This window comes from Lactobacillus kimbladii, from assembly GCF_014323605.1.
In the GTDB taxonomy this organism is placed as follows: domain Bacteria; phylum Bacillota; class Bacilli; order Lactobacillales; family Lactobacillaceae; genus Lactobacillus; species Lactobacillus kimbladii_B.
This window is the reverse complement of sequence record NZ_SCMB01000001.1, coordinates 570,661-589,399: the sequence shown is the minus strand read 5'-3', so window position 1 is coordinate 589,399 and position 18,739 is coordinate 570,661. Positions and strand designations below refer to the sequence as shown.

Here is an 18,739-nt window from a genome sequence, read left to right as displayed (position 1 = left end):
CTTTTTAAGCAATAGTTAATTCTATTGTTTTTTTTGCATAATTTTTATCTTAGCTGAGCAAACTCACTACAATATTAATATAAACTTTTTGTGAAAGGAGAATTAATATGGCTGGACCACTTGATTATTTACGCTGGCGTGGTGACTTAAGCTTCTCAGAAAAACCATTCAACAGTGTAGATGCTTCGCTATTGTCATCCATAGCTTATTTGCCAGCTGATAGTTCTGCCACTGGTCATACTTTAGGAGAAGTAGCTGAAAAACTGTATAAGCTGCCCTCTTTTCAACATCAAATGTATGCCGAAACTGCAACCGAGGTTATGTTATTACCAGAAAGTCCTAGAATTGGCAACATTAAAATTTTGGATTGGACTGATAGGCTGGAAAAAGAACCGCATCCCTTGCAATTTACTGCTGTCACCTTTTTTATTGATTCAAACACCATAGCTATTGCCTTTCGGGGAACCGACGGCACCATGATCGGTCTAAATGAAGATATGGGTATGAATTATTTGCCGGAAATTTATGGTCAAGAAGTGGCTGCTAAATATCTTACTGAAATTGCACATAAATTTAGTGACCAACAGATTTACCTCTTAGGTCATTCAAAAGGAGGCAACTTTGCTCAATTTGCTTTAAGTGCAGTTAGTCCTGAAATTCAAAAGCGGGTAATAAAAGCGATTAGTTTTGACGGGCCGGGCTTTTTCCATGAAGTGTACACGAGTCCCGGCTTCACTGCTTCTATGCCTAAAATGAAAACCTACATCCCTCAAGGCTCAATCTTTGGTGCAATGCTGGACCATCCTGAACAAGTACTGGTTGTTAAAAGTACGGTGCCTATGCGCAACCAACATGATCCGCGCCGCTGGTCAGTAGGGCGCGACAGTTTTACCCTGGCTGACGGGTTATCGTCAGGCAGTCGTGTTATCAGACACGCTCTTATTAATTTTAATAATTCAATCCCTGATCAAGAAAGAAGCGATGCTTTTTCTGATCTTTTCGAGGCATTTGAAAATTACGATATTGATGAATTACACCAGCTAACCAGTAATAAAATAGTAGGAACTTATCGCTTTGGCCGCGCCTTTTTATCCTTGGAATCCGAAGAAAGAAAATTGCTGACGCAGGTACTAAGCAACATCTGGAATTCATATAAAAAGAATATGACTCTGCCTTTGATGAACAGCAACTATGAACTTTATCCTAAAAGTAATGATTCTAATAAAGCTCCAGTCTTTTATGAATTTTACGATCCGGAACGTCCCAATATCAAGTTGCCAAAAAGCATCCAGCGTAAATTACGGTAAATTGTTTCATGTGTAACCCAAAAAAGAGGCTGGAAAACATTTAGTTTTCCAGCCTCTTTTTTTGTTAATTAAACAATTATTTTTTCATTTTATCCTTAACGTCATCAACTTTGTCTTTGACGTTTTCAGTAGCTTCTTGAGCTTTGTCTTTGACATCACCGGCAGCTTGTTGAACTTTGCCTTTGACTTCTTTAGCTTTACCAGCTACCTTGTCTTTAAAACCTTTATCAGCCATTTTAATCGGTCCTTTCCCAAAAAATTAGCGAAATTTTGCTATTCACACCTTAATAGTACAATTTAGTAGAAATATTGTCATTAAAAACGCCTTATTTTTTGTTAAAATATAGTATAAATCAAAAAGTCACAGTGTTTTCCTTTAAAACACCGTGGCTTTTATTAATTTCTATTCGTTAGGCTGATCATGACTATAATCGAGGTTCGAAAAGCGATTATAGGGTTTAGAAAACATTAATTTCACTGTGCCCCTGCTACCAGAACGGTTCTTTTCAATGATAACTTCCACTTCACCGTTATCATCTTCAGCTGATACCTCTTTATTTTCTTCGCCCTCTTCTTCATCACGGTAATAATCATCACGATAAAGAAAGGAGACAATATCGGCATCCTGCTCAATTGAACCTGACTCACGAATATCGGACAAAACTGGTCTTTTATCCTGTCTCTGTTCAACTGAACGCGATAATTGCGATAAGGCAATAACCGGCACATGAAGTTCTTTAGCCAATTTCTTCAATTGCCGTGAAATAGCGGAAACCTCCTGCTGGCGTGATTCACTGTGCGGACCTTCAATCAACTGCAAGTAGTCAATGACAATTAAGCCTAAATTGCCTTTTTCTTTAGCTAAGCGGCGAGATTGAGCCCTGATTTCACTCATCTTAATACCTGGAGTGTCATCAATATAAATATTAGCTGTTGCTAAAGAACCCGATGCCGCAACCAGCTTAGGCCACTCATCTTCGTCCAGTTGGCCAGTCCGCAAGTGCTGCGAATTAATTAATCCTTCTGAAGCCAGCATTCTTTGCACTAACTGTTCTCCACTCATTTCCAAGGAAAACATTGCCACAGTTTTATCAGTATGCAAACCAACATACTGGGCAACATTAAGCGCAAAGGAAGTCTTTCCCACTCCGGGACGAGCAGCCACAATTACCAGTTCATCATCATGAAAACCCGTAGTCATTTTATCCAGCTCGACAAAACCAGTAGGCAAACCGGTAACCATATTGCCATCTTCAGGAATATTGTTAATTTCATCAATCGTGGAATTAACAATATCCTTGATGTTACGAAAGCCATTGGCGTTATTTTCCGATGAGACATTCATAATCTCGCTTTCGGCGTTATCTAAAATGTCAGTAACATCATCGGAGTCCTGCATTGCAGTCGTAATAATTTTTTGACTGGCAGAAATAAGCCGCCGCAATAATGCTTTGCGGTGTACAATTTTAGCATAATAAGTGACATGAGCAGCCGTTGGAGTCGCCATGGCCAGCTCAGAAACATAAGCAATGCCGCCAATATCATCAAGCTGATTTTTCTTAGTCAGTTCATCCTGCAGCGTTAACGGATCAATTGCATCCTCACGGTCAGATAAATCAAGCATAGCCTGGAAAACCAACTGATTTGCTCTCTTATAAAAATCATCCGGCTGAACCTCAGCACTGGCATCAGCTATTGCAGCAGGATCTATAAAAATTGCGCCCAGAACCGCTTTTTCAGCTTCATCGTCATGCGGTATCTGCTGTGAGACAATATTATCCATTAATCACGCCCACTTTTTTCAGAATTCAACTAAAGGCTAATCCTGTTCAGTAACATGGACGCGGATTTTGCCTTCTACGCCCTTAAACAACTTAACTGGTACATTGGTGTAGCCCAACGATTTAATTGGTTCAGGCAGGTTTAATTTGCGTTTATCAATCTTAATACCAAATTGCTTTTCTAAGCCCTCGACAATTTTTTTACCAGAAATCGAGCCAAATAATCTAGAATCTGAACCGGCCTTAGACTTAAAGTTAACTACTGTTTCATCCTTATCTAGTTCGGTCTTAATTTTTTCAGCTTCAGCTTTTTCAGCTTCATAAGTTGCCTTTTCGTTAGCAGCAACTCTTTCCAAAGTATGCATATTTGCTTTAGTAGCAGCTTTGGCTAATCCCCTCTTAAATAAAAAGTTTTGGGCATAACCATCAGGAACATTTTTAACTTCACCGCGTTTGCCCCGGCTTTTAACATCTTTAGTAAAAATAACTTTCATTGTGCTCTCCTTTTATTCATTTTCTTGTTCATAAGTATCTACCGCATCCATCAATTTGGCAAGTGCCTCCTTAACAGATATCCCTTTAATTTGGGTAGCTGCATTAGACAAATGGCCACCGCCGCCAAGTTTCTCCATAATTACCTGGACATTAATATCACCCATTGAACGGGCAGATATACCAATTGTATCCTTATTCCGCCTGGTGATTGCAAAGCTGGCTTCAACATTTTCTAAATCAAGAGCCGTATCTGCTGCTTGAGCCGTGATGATAGGATCAATTTCCTTGTCATCTGGACCGCATAAAACAGCCATTTTGGGCTTGATCATTTTTAAGCTGCTGACCAAACGAGTACGCTGCAAGAAACTGTCTATATCTTCTTTCAGCAGTTCACTGACACCCATCGTGCTTGCACCGATCGACCGCAAGTAACTGGCAGCATCAAACGTCCGAGTACCAGTACGCAAAGAAAATTCTTTCGAATCAACCGTAATTCCCGCCAGCATTGCCGTAGCATCAAGGTCAGTTAACACGCGCTTGCCGGAACTTGGCTGCTGGTATTCAACCATTTCAGTCACCAGTTCACAGGCTGATGAGGCATAAGGCTCAACATACGTCAGCATTGGATTTTCAGGAAATTCTTCACCGCGACGGTGGTGATCAATGACAATAATTCTATCCCTTAACCGATCATATAATTCTTTCGCATAAGTAATAGAGTATTTCGAGTGATCAACCATAACCAACATGGACTTGTCAGTCACTGCTTCCAAGGCATCCCCAGGAGCAATAAAAATATCATTATCTCCCTTTACCTTTTCCATTTTAGCAACTAAACGGCTGACATCATAATTGGTTTTATTAACATCTAAGACAAAATTTGCCTTCACATGCTGCAGACGAGCGATTTTAACAACGCCAATGCCACTGCCGATTGAGTCCATGTCAGGGCTGGCATGGCCAACTACAAAAACGCGGTCTGCCTCTTTAAACAGCTCACTAATCGCCTGTGAAACCATTCTGGCTCTAACTCTGGTTCTTTTCTCCATCGGATTCGATTTACCACCAAAGAAACGAGCAGCCTTGCCTGGTTGACTGAGAACAACTTGATCGCCGCCCCTGCCAAGCGCAAGGTCAAGGTTTGACTGTGCTTGATCAGCTAACTCGGTAATCAAGCTGCTGCCAAAAGCAATACCAATTGATAAAGTTAAAGGCGTATTATTACGACTGGTTTCCAAACGCATTTTATCCAAAACAGAAAACTTGTCTTTTTCCATTTTAACCAAATCTTGCATGTGCAGTAACAACAAAAAGTGATCTTCATCAATACGCTTAAGATAGGCATTAAAATTTTTAGCATAATCACTCAAAGTATTCTGAACATATGCACTAGTAGTCGTTAGCTCCTGATCATGCATTGTTTCGCTTAATTCATCGTAGTTATCAATAAAAATCTGGCCAATGGCCAATAATTCATTATTGTATCTTTCTTCGATTTTGGCATAACGCGTAATATCAAGTAAATAAACAACACCGAGATTGTCCTGAATAACCATCTCAAATTGATGACCATCCCAATTTACTACATGATTCTCAGCTGTTTTGGCCTTCAATGATTCATCAATCAATTTATCTAGTTCAGGATCAACAGAAGCAATTGTATGTCCAATCAAATCTTCATTTTTTAAATAAAGCTGCAGGTAAGGATTGGCCCACTGAATTTGCCGATCCTCATCATAAAGCAAAATGCCGAGTGGCATTTTAATCATTGCCTCTTGTTCGCTGCGCTTAATTCGGTAAGACAAACTAACAGCAAAATTATTCGCATTGCCAGCTAAGATATATGCACCATAAGCAACGCATGCTACAGTCAAAATAAAGATCAAAACCATGGCCAAGCCAAATAATGGGTTCATGATCATTGCCACGATACTACCCAAAAGCGATAACGCTAAAATAATAATGACTGAGGCCGTGAGCCTGGAATCTTTAATAAAAGCAGGAAATTCAAGCTTACGTAAAAAATCTTTCATGTAAGGTCCTTCCTAAAATAATGTATAATACATCATTATTATTATACATTGTATTCTCTGGATAAGAAACTAGGCAATATTCAGGTTTTAACTATCCTCTTACCTGCAAAAATTACACTCTTTATACTGTTGCTATGATATTTCATTTTAAATCTTACGAAGCAAAAAGCACCAAGCCATTATCAGCTTGATGCTTTTATCTTTTTCACTTTACAACCAATATTAGTGCAAAGCTATTTTTTATTTAGTTACTAGTCTTCAGTAACAAATGGCAACAAGCCCATAATGCGAGCTCTTTCAATTGCCTTAGCTACCTTACGTTGATTCTTAGCGCTAGTGCCAGTGACACGACGTGGTAAGATTTTACCTCTTTCAGAGATAAAACGTTTCAACAAATCAACGTCCTTGTAGTCAACGTAATCAATATGGTTGGCAGCAATGTAGTCAACCTTACGACGACGATGAGCGCCGCCGCTTCTTCTTTGTTGAGCCATATCCTAGGTCCTTTCTGTTAATTTAGAATGGTAAATCATCATCAGAAATATCAATGGTATCACCAGAACCTGCAAATGGATCCTGAGTATTATCTGGTCCATTATTAGCGGAGTTATTCTGGTTAGATGCTCCCATGTTAGGGGTATTATTAGTATTCTGATTACCAAAATTGCCATTATTATTTGGTGTATAACCACCATTTTGACCACGGGCTTCACGATCTTTACGTGATTCAAGCAATGCAAAGTTGTCAACGACAACTTCTGTTACATATACTCTTTGCCCATCTTTATTATCGTAACTTCTGGTTTGAATTCGGCCATCAATACCAACAAGTGAACCTTTAGACGTAAAATTACAGAAATTTTCCGCAGCTTTGCGCCAAATGACACAACTGATAAAATCTGCACCTCTCTCGCCTTGTGCGTTTGTATATTGACGATCTACAGCAAGAGTAAACGTAGCAACCGAGATTCCGCTCCCAGTAGTACGCAATTCAGGATCACGTGTTAAACGGCCAACAAGTACAACTCGATTAATCATACTTTAGGTCCTTCCTTTCCTAAATCACGAAAACGATAAAGTTTTTGTTATTAATTATCCAACTTTAACGGTCATTGAACGTAAAACGGCAGTATCAATTTTGGATAAACGGTCAAATTCGTTAACTGCATCAGCGTTATCAGCAGTGAAAGTCATAACGTGATATAATCCCTCACGATATTTATTAATTTCATATGCGAAATGACGCTTTTCCCAGTCTTTTGACTCAACCATCGTACCACCGTTATCGGTAATAACCTTATCATAGTTTTCAACTAATGCCTTTTTTGATTCTTCATCAATGTCAGGCTTGATAATATAAGTTATTTCGTACTTAGTAGTTGTCATACTAGTGCACCTCCTTCTGGACTAAATGGTTCTTGCTAAAAATCAAGAACAAGGAGTAATTTTATTACTCGCAATCTCTAATTCTAGCACATAAACAAAAAATTACCAAACTATCTTCACGTGATCCAATAAGAAATTTTTATTTCTTACTAGTAAGTACGTAAAATAATCTGATAATTTTTAAAAGTTTTGATTTAGTAATTAATCTTGCTCTTTGTCAGTTTCTTCTGAAGCTGCTACTTCCTGGTCTTCTTCAGCAGGAACAATTGCAAGACTGGCAACTTTATTGTTGTCATTAACTTTAATCAAGCGTACACCGAGAGTGCTGCGACCTGTTTGAGAGACGTCATTTGTTTTGAAGCGAATCATGATGCCATCATCAGTGATAACCATAATATCCTGACTGCCATCAATCACTGTTACTCCTGATAATGGACCATTTTTCTCGGTAATGTTTGCGGTTTTAATACCTTTACCGCCACGACCCTTTGTTGGATATTCAGAAGCCGCTGTTCTCTTGCCATAGCCTTTTTCAGAAATGACCAAGACTTCATCACTATTCTTAACGACCCCAGAACCAACAACATAATCATTTTCACGCAAATTAATTCCGCGAACACCGGCAGCAGTTCGACCCATAGATCTAACAGTTTTTTCATTAAAGCGTACTGCATAACCTAAGTGAGTGCCGATTAAAATATCCTGCTTGCCATCTGTAGCCAAAACGTTATTCAACTCGTCACCATCGCGCAATGTCAATGCAATTAGGCCGCTATTGCGGATGTTACCAAATTCACTGACATGTGTACGTTTGACCGTTCCCATCTTCGTAATAAAGAACAGGTACTGGTCATCAGCATCTTCAGGAATATTGACAATCGTTTGGATCTTTTCGCCTTTTTCCAGTTGCAACAAGTTAACTATTGGCAATCCTTTGGCAGTACGACCAAATTCTGGAATTTCATAGGCTTTCTTTGAATAAACCTTGCCCTTGTTGGTAAAAAATAGCAACATATCGTGGGTACTGGAGTAAATGAGGTTCTCAATAAAGTCTCCGTCCTTAACGCCCATGCCTTTGATGCCTTTGCCACCACGATTTTGGGTCTTGAATTCAGTAATTGGCATCCGCTTAATGTAGCCACTATGGGTTAAAGTCAGTAAAACATCTTGTTTTTCAATTAAATCTTCATCTTCAATTGAAACAACCTCACTGGCGCCAATTTTAGTCCGCCGCTCATCGCCAAAGCGCTTTTGAGTATCCAGCAATTCATTATAAATGATTTCATTGATGCGCTCTGGTTTTGCCAAAATATCTTTATAATCGGCAATCTTAGCTTGCAGATCTTTGTATTCAGCCTCAACCTTATCACGTTCCAGTCCGGTTAACCGTACCAGCCGCATGTCTAAGATCGCTTGTGACTGTTTGTCATCAAGACCAAAACGACTGATTAAGGCAGCTTTTGCAATATCGCTTGATTGACTCTGACGAATGATATGGACAATTTCATCAATGTGATCAAGAGCAATTTGCAGGCCTTCAAGAATGTGAGCCCTGGCTTCAGCCTTTTCCAACTCAAATTTAGTTCTGCGAGTAACAACATCTTCTTGGTGTTCCAAGTAATACTGGAGCATTTGCTTGAGGCTGAGAAAGTGCGGTGCGCCATCGACGATTGCTACCATATTCATGCCAAAATTAGCCTGCATTTGGGTCAGCTTAAACAAATTATTTAAAACCACACTGGCACTGGCATCACGGCGGATATCAATAGTAATTCTCATCCCCGTCTGGTCTGATTCATCACGCACACCGGTAATACCATCAATTGTTTTTGCCCGCGCTAAGTCGGCGATTTTCTTAACCAGTTCAGCCTTATTAACTAAGTAAGGTATTTCAGAAACAACTATTCTTTCGCGACCACTTTTTTCAGTTTCAATACTAGTGTTGGCACGAACGACAATGTTGCCACGACCAGTTTCATAAGCACGGTAAATACCGCCGCGACCCATGATGGTACCGCCTGTGGGAAAATCTGGACCTGGAATTGCCTTCATTAGTTCTTTAGTAGTGACATCAGGATTGTTCATTAGCATGTGCAGTCCCTTAATCACTTCTGATAAATTGTGCGGCGGAATGTTGGTAGTCATACCAACCGCAATACCACTAGTACCGTTAACTAATAAGTTTGGTATTCTAGCCGGCAGAACTACTGGTTCATTTTCAGAATCATCATAATTACGTTGCCAATCAACAGTGTTTTTATTGATATCGCGCAACATTTCAACCGCAATTTTGCTCATGCGCGCCTCAGTATAACGCATTGCGGCCGGCTCATCGCCATCAACTGAACCAAAGTTGCCGTGACCGTCGACGAGCATATAGCGGTAGCTGAAATCTTGTGCCATATGAGCCATCGCTAAATAAATTGAAGAGTCGCCATGGGGGTGAAACTTACCCATGACTTCTCCAACGATTCTGGCTGACTTTTTGTATGGTTTATCTGGTGTAACTCCTAGTTCACTCATACCATAAAGAATCCGACGCTGAACCGGCTTCAAGCCATCACGCACATCGGGTAAAGCCCGAGCGACGATAACGGACATGGCATAATCCAAGAACGAACTATTCATTACGCTGGTCAAATCAACGTTTCTTATTCTGTGATCCTGACCTTGATTGTCGTTATCCATTTAAACCTCCTATGCATCCAAGTTTTCAACGTATTTAGCGTTAGTTTCAATAAAATTGCGCCGTGGTCCAACTTCGTTACCCATCAGCAATTCAAACACCTCATCAGCATTTTTAGCATATTCTGGGCTGACACGGTCGAGTCTTCTATTTTCAGGATTCATGGTTGTATCCCACAGTTGTTCCGGATCCATTTCACCTAGTCCCTTATAACGCTGTACCAGTGGCTTAGGACTTGGTTGTAAACTACCTAAATAGTCATGCAATTCTTCATCGGTATCTAAATATTTGACGACTTTGCCTTGACGCACCTGATATAGAGGCGGACGTGCAATATAAACGTAGCCTTTTTCAATCATCGGACGCATGTAATTATAAAAGAGGGTTAAGAGCAAGGTCCGAATATGGGCCCCATCGACATCGGCATCTGTCATAATGATTAACTTATGATAGCGAGCCTTAGAAACATCAAAGTCTGCACCAAAACCGGTACCTAAAGCTGTAAAAAGTGAACGAATTTCTTGGTTAGCCAAAATACGATCCATTGAAGCTTTTTCAACGTTCAGAATTTTACCTCTAATTGGCAAAATTGCCTGAGTTAATCTTGAACGTCCTTGTTTAGCTGAACCACCGGCAGAATTACCCTCAACTATGAATAATTCAGAAATGCTGGGGTCATTACTTGTGTTGTCAGCTAACTTACCAGGCAGATTGGCAATTTCCAGTCCTGATTTTTTACGTGTAACCTCACGAGCGCGTTTAGCAGCTGTCCGAGCACGTTCAGCTAACTGGGCCTTTTCAACAATTTTGCGACCAACCTGCGGATTTTCCATTAAGAAACGGTTGAAGGTTTCCGAAAACGCGTGATCAACAGCTGTTCGAGCGTCTGAATTTCCTAATTTAGTCTTGGTCTGACCTTCAAATTGGGGGTTAGGGTGTTTAACAGAAACTACAGCGGTCATTCCTTCCCGAATATCCTCTCCGGAAAGATTATCATCACTATCCTTTAATAGCTTAGTCTTATGAGCATAATCATTAACTACCCTAGTTAATGCTGTCTTAAATCCTGCCTCGTGCATTCCGCCTTCATAAGTATGAATGTTGTTGGCAAAGGTCATTAACGTTGTTTTATAGCCTTTTGTATATTGCAAAGATACTTCAACGTTAATATCGTTGTCGTTACCTTCGACATAGATTGGTTCATCGAATAATACTTCTGTATCACGGTTTAAGAATGACACATATTCCTGAATACCACCTTCATAGTGGTAAACATCGGTTTCTGCGCTATCTTTTCTTTTGTCAGTAAAGGTTAACTTCAACCCTTTGTTTAAAAAAGCCAATTCACGAATGCGATTTTTGAGAATTTTATCATCAAAAGAAGTGGTTTCAGTAAAAATATCTGGATCTGGGAAAAAGTGTACTATAGTACCATGTTCAGATAAGGGCACGCTTCCAATCATTTTCATTTCATCAACTACGCGACCACGACTGAAGTCAATAAAATACTTTTTCCCGTCACGCATTGTTGTAACGTCTAGTTTAGTTGATAAAGCATTGACAACAGAAGCACCAACTCCGTGCAAACCGCCAGATACTTTGTAGCCGCCACCACCAAATTTACCGCCTGCATGCAAGACAGTAAAAACAGTTTCAAGAGCTGGCCGCCCAGTTTTCTTTTCAATATCTACCGGAATACCACGCCCATCATCTTGAACAGTAACACTGCCATCCTCATTGATAGTAACCTCAATCTTGCTGGCAAAGCCTGCTAAGCTTTCATCGATACCATTATCTATTATTTCCCAGACTAAATGGTGTAATCCCTGAGAACTGGTTGAGCCAATATACATTCCTGGACGTTTACGAACTGCTTCAAGTCCGCCTAAGACTTGAATCTGACTGGCATTATATTTATCAGCTTCTTTTTCATATTGCTTAATTTGATTAAGATTTTCTTTGTTATTATCTGCCATGCAATTTCCCCTCTTCTAAATAAATTTGTCCAGATTTTATGCGGTATATTTTCGGCTTTTTAATTATTTCCCAGGAAATACCCTCAAGATCTGTTGTTGTAATAAATGTTTGCGTTTTGCCGTGGATGTAGTTAAGTAGAGCACTTTGACGGTTATGATCAAGCTCACTCATTACATCATCGAGTAGTAATAATGGATACTCGTCAGTTATCTGTTGCACAAGTTGTATTTCTGCTAGTTTGATGCTAAGTGCTATAGTTCTTTGTTGTCCTTGGGAACCATACAAATGTGCATTTTTTCCATCAAGTTCAAATTCAATGTCATCCCTGTGGGGACCACTCAAAGTAGTACCCTTAAGAATCTCAAGCTTCTGATTGTTTTGAAAATTATTTAATACTTTATGATAAACTTCTTCTACGCTGTCTTTTACCGAAATTTCTTTTACCGATGGCCGATAGATAACCTCAAGTTTTTCAGCACTGGTACTAATGTGAGCGTAGGCATCACGAGCGTATTGATCTAAGTAATTTAAGAATTGAAAGCGACGAACAATTACTTCTGCAGCCACACCTGCCAGCTGATCTGATAAGACTTCTAAAAACATAGTGTCATGAGCTTCGCCTTTGGCTAACTGCTTTAAATAATTGTTTTTTTGCTGCAAAACCTGCTTATACTTGCCCGCAAAATAGAGGTATTCCGCACTAATTTGACCAAATTCCTGATCCATAAAACGTCGTCTTAAATTAGGTGCACCTTTAATCAGGTCTAAATCTTCAGGAGAAAATAAAATAGCGTTCAATTGTCCCACATACTTGGATAATTTCGCTTGTTCGACTCGATTTACCCAAACTTTTTTACCCTTAGTGGTAATTAAAACCCGCAAGGATAAATCAATTTGACTTTTATAGATGTGCCCCGAAACATTGGCATAATCTTTACCAAAAGCAATTAGTTCTTTGTCGTTGCTGGTCCGGTGGGATCGTGTTAAAGCCAAAAAATAAATTGCTTCAAGCAGATTAGTTTTGCCTTGCGCATTTTGTCCTATAAAAATATTGACGTTAGGATCAAAATCTACTTCAAATTGCTGCAAGTTGCGGTAATTTTGAGCGATAAAATGCTTGAGATACATAACCTACCGCAATTCGTAAGATTCGTGGTTAACTTCAAGTTTATCACCGGAGCGTAATTTCTTACCCCGCCTATTTTCTTTGACTCCATTCACTAAGACCGGATTTTCTTGCAGATACCACTTAGCTTGACCACCTGAAGAAATAATGCTTTCTTCTTTTAAAAACTGCCCTAGAGTAATGTATTCACTCGTTACTTTAAATTCTTTGATCATAACCACCTTCACCCTTTAAATACCTATAATAAGTATATTCGTTTCACAAGCAAAAAACAACTAAAAGCCCATATAAAGCCATATAAACGGATTTTTTTCAAATAAACAATTCATAGTGATTGACCTCAAAAATAAACCAGCAAGCTTTTGTGGTCGATTATAAAAATTCTGCCAGAAAAAAAGCCATCAATTGATGACTTTTTATTTTTGTTAAGTTTGACAATGATTAAAATGTTCTAACTGGTGTAATTAATTGAACAAAATTAATATCAGTTTTATCTGGATTCACAGTAAATGGACGCAGAGGCTGGGTGAAATCCATGATGACAGAATCTGTTACTGAAGCTTTTAGTGCATCACGTAGATAATCCGGGTTGAAAGAAATCTTTAAATTGTTGCCCTCAAGTTTCTTAAAACTGACATCTTCTTCAACATTACCAATTTCTGCTGATTCACCCGATAATTTAGCACTTTGTTTTTCAGTATCTAATGTTAAGTCGACCACATTATTGCGTCCCGCATGCGTCAATAAACTTGCTCGATCTAACGCACTGGAAAGTTCCATCAAATCAAATTCTACAGTTGTTGTACTGTCAGTCGGAATCAGGCGCTCAGTATCAGGGTAACTACCTTCAAGTAAACGTGAATAAAACAGAATGTTGCCAATTTCAAAAAGTACTTGATTTTCACCAGGGCAAACTTTAATTTCTGGATCTGTTTCACCGATGATGCGCGCAAGTTCCAATAAACTCTTTCCCGGAATAATCAGATCTGTTTTCGTTTGTGGCCCATTTTCTAAAGTCAAAGCACGGCTAGACAACCTATGCGAGTCTGTGGCCACAGCATGGATTTTGTCAGGACTAAAAGTAAAGTGGACACCTGTCAAAACTAGGCGACTTTCCTGCGTTGCTACCGCAAATTGGGTTTCATTAATAATTTCACGAAAAGTTTTTCCCGAAATAACAAAAGAGGACTCGTCTGGAATTTCCGGTAATCTGGGATAGTTATTGGCATCTAAGCCATTGATAGTAAATTCACTGTTTTCAGAGATAATTTGTGTTTGAAAACTTTCTTTGACTTCTAATGAAAATTCTTTTCCTGGCAAACGCCTAATAATTTCGCTAAAAAACCGAGCCGGTAAAACAATTGAACCTGTTGAGTCAACAGTTAAATCTTCACTTACTGGTATCTTTATCTCAATTGAAATATCAGTATCACTACCAGTTAAAAGCAATTCCGTTTCCGTTAAATTAAGCTTAATTCCGCTAAGAATTGGAATTGTTGCCCTTGAAGAAATAGCATGCATTACATTGTTTAAATTGTCTAAGAAAAGATTTCTATTTACTGTAAATTTCATTTGGTGCCTCCTGTTATTTTGTCTGTTTCCTTTATATTAATTATATATTTAATTAGTAGTATTAGTAGGTCCTGTGATTTCTGTTGAAAAGCTAAATGACTCTTAAAATAACGTAATTATTACGGTTAAGAAAATGTGTACAAGTCTGTTACTTATCCACAGTTAATAACTTTTAGCGATCAAGCATTTTCTTTAAGTCAAAAACTGCAGTTTTAATATCAGAATTCGTTTTAATTTCCCTGCTAATTTTTTCATAAGCATGCATCACGGTTGTATGATCCTTGCCACCAAATTCCTGACCAATTTTAGGCAGGCTGGAGTCAGTCAGTTCACGAGACAAGTACATTGCAATTTGCCTGGGAACCACAATTTGTCTGACCCGCTTTTTTCCTTTCAACTCATAGGTTGAAGTCTGGAAATAGTTAGCAACAACTTCTTGAATTTTTGAAATTTGCAGACCTTGGTTTTTTTGGACTAGTTTAAGGTCTGCCAAAGCTTCTCGAGCCAAATTAACATTGATATCTTCATGCTCAATTGTGGCGTGGGCTTGTACTTTTACCAAAGCCCCTTCTAGTTCACGAATATTAGTGTCAACTTGCGAAGCTATGTAGTCTAAAGTGCTGTCGTCGATTGTTAAATTTTCAGCCTCAGCTTTTTTGCGTAGAATTGCAATCCGCGTCTCCAAATCAGGCGGAGTAATTTCAACTTGCAAACCCCAAGTAAATCTTGATACCAGCCGTTCTGACAGATCAGGAATTTCAGTTGGCAAGCGATCACTCGTCATGACTATTTGCTTTTGATCATTGTAGAGAGTCTCAAAAGTATGGAAAAATTCTTCTTGAATACCCTCTTTTTTAGCAAAAAACTGAATATCATCTACAAGTAATAAGTCGCAAGTGCGATATTTTGCGCGAAATTGATCCTGAGTTTTATTTTTGATTGAGTTAATAAAATCATTGACAAAAGTTTCGCTTTGAATATAAACGACTTTGGCATTGGGCCGCTCGGCCAGCATTTGATGCCCAATAGCTTGCATCAAGTGTGTTTTTCCTAGTCCCACGCCACCAAAAATAAAAAGTGGGTTGTAAAAGCTGCCAGGACTGTCTGCAACGGCCAAGGCTGCACCCGCGGCCAATTTATTGCCTTCACCCTGAACAAAATTGTCAAAAGTGTACTTTTCATTAAGCTTAAGATTCCGCACAAACGCATTTTCCATTTGTGGTCGCGAATTTTCTGATATTGACTCGTTTTTTGGCTTAGGTGTTACCAGTCGTTCACTGCTTTTTTCACCTTCAATTTGAAAAACAGGCATGACCTCAATATTAGCGTAGCCGTAGGCAGATTGAATTAATTGTGAAGCCAAGTTTTTTTCCCAATATCCTTTGGTTACAGGATTTTGCACGGCAATTTTCAGTTCGTGCGTATCTTTATTGTAGGAAATTGGTCTGGTATTTTTAAACCATGCATTATAAGCAACTTCATTAAAATGTTCACGCATCTCGCTATTGAAATGATGCCAAAATTTATTAATGTCAAACAAAATAATTCCCTCCGCGTACGTTAAGCAAAACTTATTTTACCATCTATTAAAAATGTTTTCCACAAGTGCACAAAAAGAATTCAGAATTAACAAGCTGTGGATATAATTTACAGGAAAATACACAAAAAAGTGAGTAATTTTGAACTATTTTTGCTTATTTACAATTTTAACTGTGGAAATCTTTTGCTTTAATAGCAGTAAATTTCACGGAGTGTGAAACATATTATCCACATAGTGTGCAAAACTTTTTTAACAAGCTGTAGATTGTGGATAAATTTGTGCAAAATGCTGTGAGTTAGGAACATGTGGATAAGTTATTTAGTAAAAACTTTAAACAAAAAAAGCAAGTCTTACGATAAGATTTTTGGTGTTCAGTTTTTCCAGTGCAAATTTGATTTTTCTTTGTTCTTCCTGAGATGAATACAAATTTATAACATTAAATCAGAGGGTGATATTCTTGGATCCAAAAAGACTCTTAAATAGTAAAGAACGTAAATTTTATATTTTAGCCCGAATGATCAATGGAGAACATGTTAGTTATCAAAAATTGTCTGATGATTATTTTGTTTCCCGCAGCAGTATTGCAAATGACATTATTAGTATCAAAAAGAGACTATCTAAGGATAATATCCCTCTGCTTTTTAATAATTCTGGATCATACATTGGCGGAGGTGAAATAGATAAACAAAAAATAATAAAACGAGTCGTAATTGATTTGTTAGGTAATAAGGAAGGAAAGCAATTAATTAGTTTATTTATTGATAGTAGATTGCTGAAAACCATTTTTAAATTATTTCATCAAAAATTACAAGCTTGGAAACTTGAAGTTCCAGAAAATAATATAGGCGATATTTCTATTTCTACAGCAATATTAGTTTTCAGAGGTATGAATGGATATCAAATTAGTTGGAAAAAGAAGGATCAGCTTGACAGCGTATTGATGCAATTTGATAAGTATCCTTTAGTTTACCAATTGTTGAAAACTGTGGAAGAAAGCGAAATATATCATTTTAATGATACGGAAATGCAGTACCTTTATTACATAATAATTGGCAATGGCTTTAACTTTTTCATGAACAATGGACAAATTCCTGCTGAATTTAAGTCAGAAGTGAAGCATTTAATAGCTAATGTTAGTGACAGCTTAAATATAGATTTAACAAGAGATTCATCATTATTAGAAAAATTATTAGTGCATCTTTATCAGATGAAACTGCGGCTTGAATCAAAAACTACGGTTATTAATCCTTTATTACAAGAAATTAAAAATAACTATCCTGATTTATATGGGGTAGTTTGGTATGCATTGAGTGAATTTAGTGAAAATAATCATTTAGCTGTTTCTGATGATGAAGTTGGTTTTGTGACATTGCATTTTCAGGCGGCCGTTGAACGTAATAAAGAAATAAACAGAATTCTTTTCGTTTGTCCAAATGGTATAGGAATGAGTTCCTTAATTTGTGCAAAAATGAAAAGAATATTACCAGCCGCAGCTTTGACTGAGGTTACTTCTAAGCATGATTTGGTAAAAAAAGATTTATCGAATGTTTCATTGATTATTTCAACTGTTAAATTAAGTGAACAACAAGTACCTGTAGTGAATATTTCGCCTATTATGACAATTTCAGATATGAAGAAAATTGCCAGCTCTTATATTGATGTGGTGACAAAACAAAGTGTTGAAAAAAAAGACGAGCATATAGTTATTAATGATGTCGGACCTTTCTTAAAAGGAAATATATTTTTTATGGATGAAAAAGTGACTGATAACATCATTGATGTCTTATTAAAAAGTGGTACTTGGAATGATGAAAAAAGTTTTGAAAGTTATAAAAAATCACTAAAAAAACGTGAAGAATTACAGTCTACCTATATCAGTAACGGTTTTGCCATACCTCATGGCGATCCTAAATTTATTACCAAGAGTTCTATTGCTGTCGCGATTTTAGATAAACCTGTCAACTGGGGAAATAATCGTGTTGATATTATAGCAATGTTAATGATTAAAAGAACTGATAAAAAAATAGTTGAACCATTTATGAATCTAATTATGCATGGAATAAAAAATAAAGAATGGTTTATTTCAAAAATGATGGAGGTCAAATAATAGTGACATGTTCTTTGTTTAATGAAGATAACGTTCAAATAATAGATAGTGCTATGAATTGGAAGATTGCATTACAAAAAGCTAGTGAGCCTCTATTAAAAGCAAATATTATTACGCCAAAATATGTTGCGAGCATGATTGAGAGCATTAAAAAAAATGGACCCTATATGGTCCTAACTGATTATTTTGCTCTGATGCATGCTAGACCAGGTGATGGTGTTAATAAAATGGGTATGAGTTTACTGGTTTCACGTAACCCAATTGATCTTGAAGGTAAACCAGTCAAAATCTTTTTGGTAATGGCTGCAATTGATAATACTAGTCATTTACAAAGTTTGCAGAAAGTTATTTCGATTTTTATGGATACAGAATCTTATAAAACTATTTTGAGTGCAAATAAGTCGGCAATTGTTTCAATGTTTAAGAAAGTAAAGTGTTAAGTATGAAAATTTTAGCAGTATGTGGTTTTGGTGTTGGCAGTTCAATGGTTTTGAAAATGACATTGGAAAAAGCAGTTAAAGAATTGGGACTAGATGCTGAAGTAAAGAATACAGATATTGCATCAGCTAAAGCAGAACAAGCAGATGTTTACTTTACCAGTGCTGAATTAAAGCCAGATCTTGAATCATCGACAGACAAACCAGTTTATGCAATTAAACGATACATGGATAAAGATGAAGTCCTTAAGGCAATGAATGCATTTTTAGCAAATAAGAAAGGTAACTAACT

Annotated in this window: 17 protein-coding genes; 4 read left to right on the top strand and 13 right to left on the bottom strand. The window is 37.7% G+C overall.

Annotated features, from left to right (window positions below):
- Positions 1–107 precede the first annotated feature (107 nt).
- On the top strand, positions 108–1,307 hold the full coding sequence (locus tag ERK18_RS02885; RefSeq protein ID WP_187154198.1) for a DUF2974 domain-containing protein: 1,200 nt from the start codon (positions 108–110) through the stop codon (positions 1,305–1,307).
- 76 nt (positions 1,308–1,383) lie between these two features.
- Here the strand turns inward: ERK18_RS02885 and ERK18_RS02880 are convergent, their stop codons facing one another.
- The 13 genes from ERK18_RS02880 to dnaA all read right to left on the bottom strand — a co-directional run bounded on the left by ERK18_RS02880 (position 1,384) and on the right by dnaA (position 15,903).
- On the bottom strand, positions 1,384–1,542 hold the full coding sequence (locus ERK18_RS02880) for a CsbD family protein (RefSeq protein WP_109585634.1): 159 nt from the start codon (positions 1,540–1,542) through the stop codon (positions 1,384–1,386).
- 168 nt (positions 1,543–1,710) lie between these two features.
- Entirely contained in the window at positions 1,711–3,090 is a 1,380-nt protein-coding gene (gene dnaB, locus ERK18_RS02875) for a replicative DNA helicase (RefSeq protein WP_034978646.1), read from the bottom strand.
- A 36-nt stretch (positions 3,091–3,126) separates the two neighbouring features.
- Positions 3,127–3,582 (bottom strand): 50S ribosomal protein L9, encoded by a 456-nt coding sequence (gene rplI, locus ERK18_RS02870; RefSeq protein ID WP_187154197.1) that lies wholly within the window; start codon positions 3,580–3,582, stop codon positions 3,127–3,129.
- A 12-nt stretch (positions 3,583–3,594) separates the two neighbouring features.
- A complete protein-coding gene (locus tag ERK18_RS02865; RefSeq protein WP_187154196.1) occupies positions 3,595–5,616 on the bottom strand; it encodes a DHH family phosphoesterase in 2,022 nt (673 codons plus the stop codon).
- Positions 5,617–5,867: 251 nt separating this feature from the next.
- Entirely contained in the window at positions 5,868–6,110 is a 243-nt protein-coding gene (gene rpsR / locus ERK18_RS02860) for a 30S ribosomal protein S18 (protein ID WP_034978630.1), read from the bottom strand.
- Positions 6,111–6,132: 22 nt separating this feature from the next.
- Positions 6,133–6,654: a single-stranded DNA-binding protein gene (gene ssb / locus ERK18_RS02855; protein ID WP_187154195.1), complete on the bottom strand. Its 522-nt coding sequence runs from the start codon at positions 6,652–6,654 to the stop codon at positions 6,133–6,135.
- Positions 6,655–6,708: 54 nt separating this feature from the next.
- A complete protein-coding gene (gene rpsF, locus ERK18_RS02850; RefSeq protein WP_034978626.1) occupies positions 6,709–7,002 on the bottom strand; it encodes a 30S ribosomal protein S6 in 294 nt (97 codons plus the stop codon).
- Positions 7,003–7,203: 201 nt separating this feature from the next.
- The gene (gene gyrA / locus ERK18_RS02845; RefSeq protein WP_187154194.1) at positions 7,204–9,690 is read right to left on the bottom strand and encodes a DNA gyrase subunit A; all 2,487 of its coding nucleotides are present in this window, start codon (positions 9,688–9,690) and stop codon (positions 7,204–7,206) included.
- Between the two features lie 9 nt (positions 9,691–9,699).
- Positions 9,700–11,664: a DNA topoisomerase (ATP-hydrolyzing) subunit B gene (gyrB, locus tag ERK18_RS02840; protein ID WP_187154193.1), complete on the bottom strand. Its 1,965-nt coding sequence runs from the start codon at positions 11,662–11,664 to the stop codon at positions 9,700–9,702.
- Positions 11,654–12,793 (bottom strand): DNA replication/repair protein RecF, encoded by a 1,140-nt coding sequence (gene recF / locus ERK18_RS02835; RefSeq protein ID WP_187154192.1) that lies wholly within the window; start codon positions 12,791–12,793, stop codon positions 11,654–11,656. The genes gyrB and recF overlap by 11 nt, the downstream gene beginning before the upstream one ends.
- Before the next feature lie 3 nt (positions 12,794–12,796).
- Complete coding sequence (gene yaaA / locus ERK18_RS02830; RefSeq protein ID WP_046331322.1) at positions 12,797–13,006, bottom strand: S4 domain-containing protein YaaA; 210 nt, start codon at positions 13,004–13,006, stop codon at positions 12,797–12,799.
- A gap of 226 nt (positions 13,007–13,232) precedes the next feature.
- A complete protein-coding gene (gene dnaN, locus ERK18_RS02825; protein WP_046331321.1) occupies positions 13,233–14,363 on the bottom strand; it encodes a DNA polymerase III subunit beta in 1,131 nt (376 codons plus the stop codon).
- 172 nt (positions 14,364–14,535) lie between these two features.
- Positions 14,536–15,903: a chromosomal replication initiator protein DnaA gene (gene dnaA, locus ERK18_RS02820; RefSeq protein ID WP_187154191.1), complete on the bottom strand. Its 1,368-nt coding sequence runs from the start codon at positions 15,901–15,903 to the stop codon at positions 14,536–14,538.
- 457 nt (positions 15,904–16,360) lie between these two features.
- Here dnaA and ERK18_RS02815 point away from each other — a divergent pair, with 457 nt between their 5' ends.
- Genes ERK18_RS02815 through ERK18_RS02805 form a run of 3 tightly spaced genes read left to right on the top strand, consistent with a single transcriptional unit; the run spans position 16,361 to position 18,737 of the window.
- Complete coding sequence (locus ERK18_RS02815; RefSeq protein WP_187154190.1) at positions 16,361–18,010, top strand: BglG family transcription antiterminator; 1,650 nt, start codon at positions 16,361–16,363, stop codon at positions 18,008–18,010.
- Positions 18,007–18,450, top strand: a complete 444-nt coding sequence (locus tag ERK18_RS02810) for a PTS sugar transporter subunit IIA (protein ID WP_390885853.1) — start codon at positions 18,007–18,009, stop codon at positions 18,448–18,450. The genes ERK18_RS02815 and ERK18_RS02810 overlap by 4 nt, the downstream gene beginning before the upstream one ends.
- Positions 18,451–18,452: 2 nt before the next feature.
- On the top strand, positions 18,453–18,737 hold the full coding sequence (locus tag ERK18_RS02805; protein ID WP_034978611.1) for a PTS sugar transporter subunit IIB: 285 nt from the start codon (positions 18,453–18,455) through the stop codon (positions 18,735–18,737).
- The last annotated feature ends 2 nt before the right edge of the window (positions 18,738–18,739 follow it).

Coding starts and splice junctions, on each gene's coding strand:
- ERK18_RS02880 (WP_109585634.1), bottom strand. CDS start 1,542: ATGGCTGATAAAGGTTTTAAAGACAAGGTAGCTGGTAAAGCTAAAGAA.
- gyrA (WP_187154194.1), bottom strand. CDS start 9,690: ATGGATAACGACAATCAAGGTCAGGATCACAGAATAAGAAACGTTGAT.
- rpsF (WP_034978626.1), bottom strand. CDS start 7,002: ATGACAACTACTAAGTACGAAATAACTTATATTATCAAGCCTGACATT.
- recF (WP_187154192.1), bottom strand. CDS start 12,793: ATGTATCTCAAGCATTTTATCGCTCAAAATTACCGCAACTTGCAGCAA.
- dnaN (WP_046331321.1), bottom strand. CDS start 14,363: ATGAAATTTACAGTAAATAGAAATCTTTTCTTAGACAATTTAAACAAT.
- rpsR (WP_034978630.1), bottom strand. CDS start 6,110: ATGGCTCAACAAAGAAGAAGCGGCGGCGCTCATCGTCGTCGTAAGGTT.
- ssb (WP_187154195.1), bottom strand. CDS start 6,654: ATGATTAATCGAGTTGTACTTGTTGGCCGTTTAACACGTGATCCTGAA.
- ERK18_RS02865 (WP_187154196.1), bottom strand. CDS start 5,616: ATGAAAGATTTTTTACGTAAGCTTGAATTTCCTGCTTTTATTAAAGAT.
- yaaA (WP_046331322.1), bottom strand. CDS start 13,006: ATGATCAAAGAATTTAAAGTAACGAGTGAATACATTACTCTAGGGCAG.
- gyrB (WP_187154193.1), bottom strand. CDS start 11,664: ATGGCAGATAATAACAAAGAAAATCTTAATCAAATTAAGCAATATGAA.
- rplI (WP_187154197.1), bottom strand. CDS start 3,582: ATGAAAGTTATTTTTACTAAAGATGTTAAAAGCCGGGGCAAACGCGGT.
- ERK18_RS02805 (WP_034978611.1), top strand. CDS start 18,453: ATGAAAATTTTAGCAGTATGTGGTTTTGGTGTTGGCAGTTCAATGGTT.
- ERK18_RS02885 (WP_187154198.1), top strand. CDS start 108: ATGGCTGGACCACTTGATTATTTACGCTGGCGTGGTGACTTAAGCTTC.
- dnaB (WP_034978646.1), bottom strand. CDS start 3,090: ATGGATAATATTGTCTCACAGCAGATACCGCATGACGATGAAGCTGAA.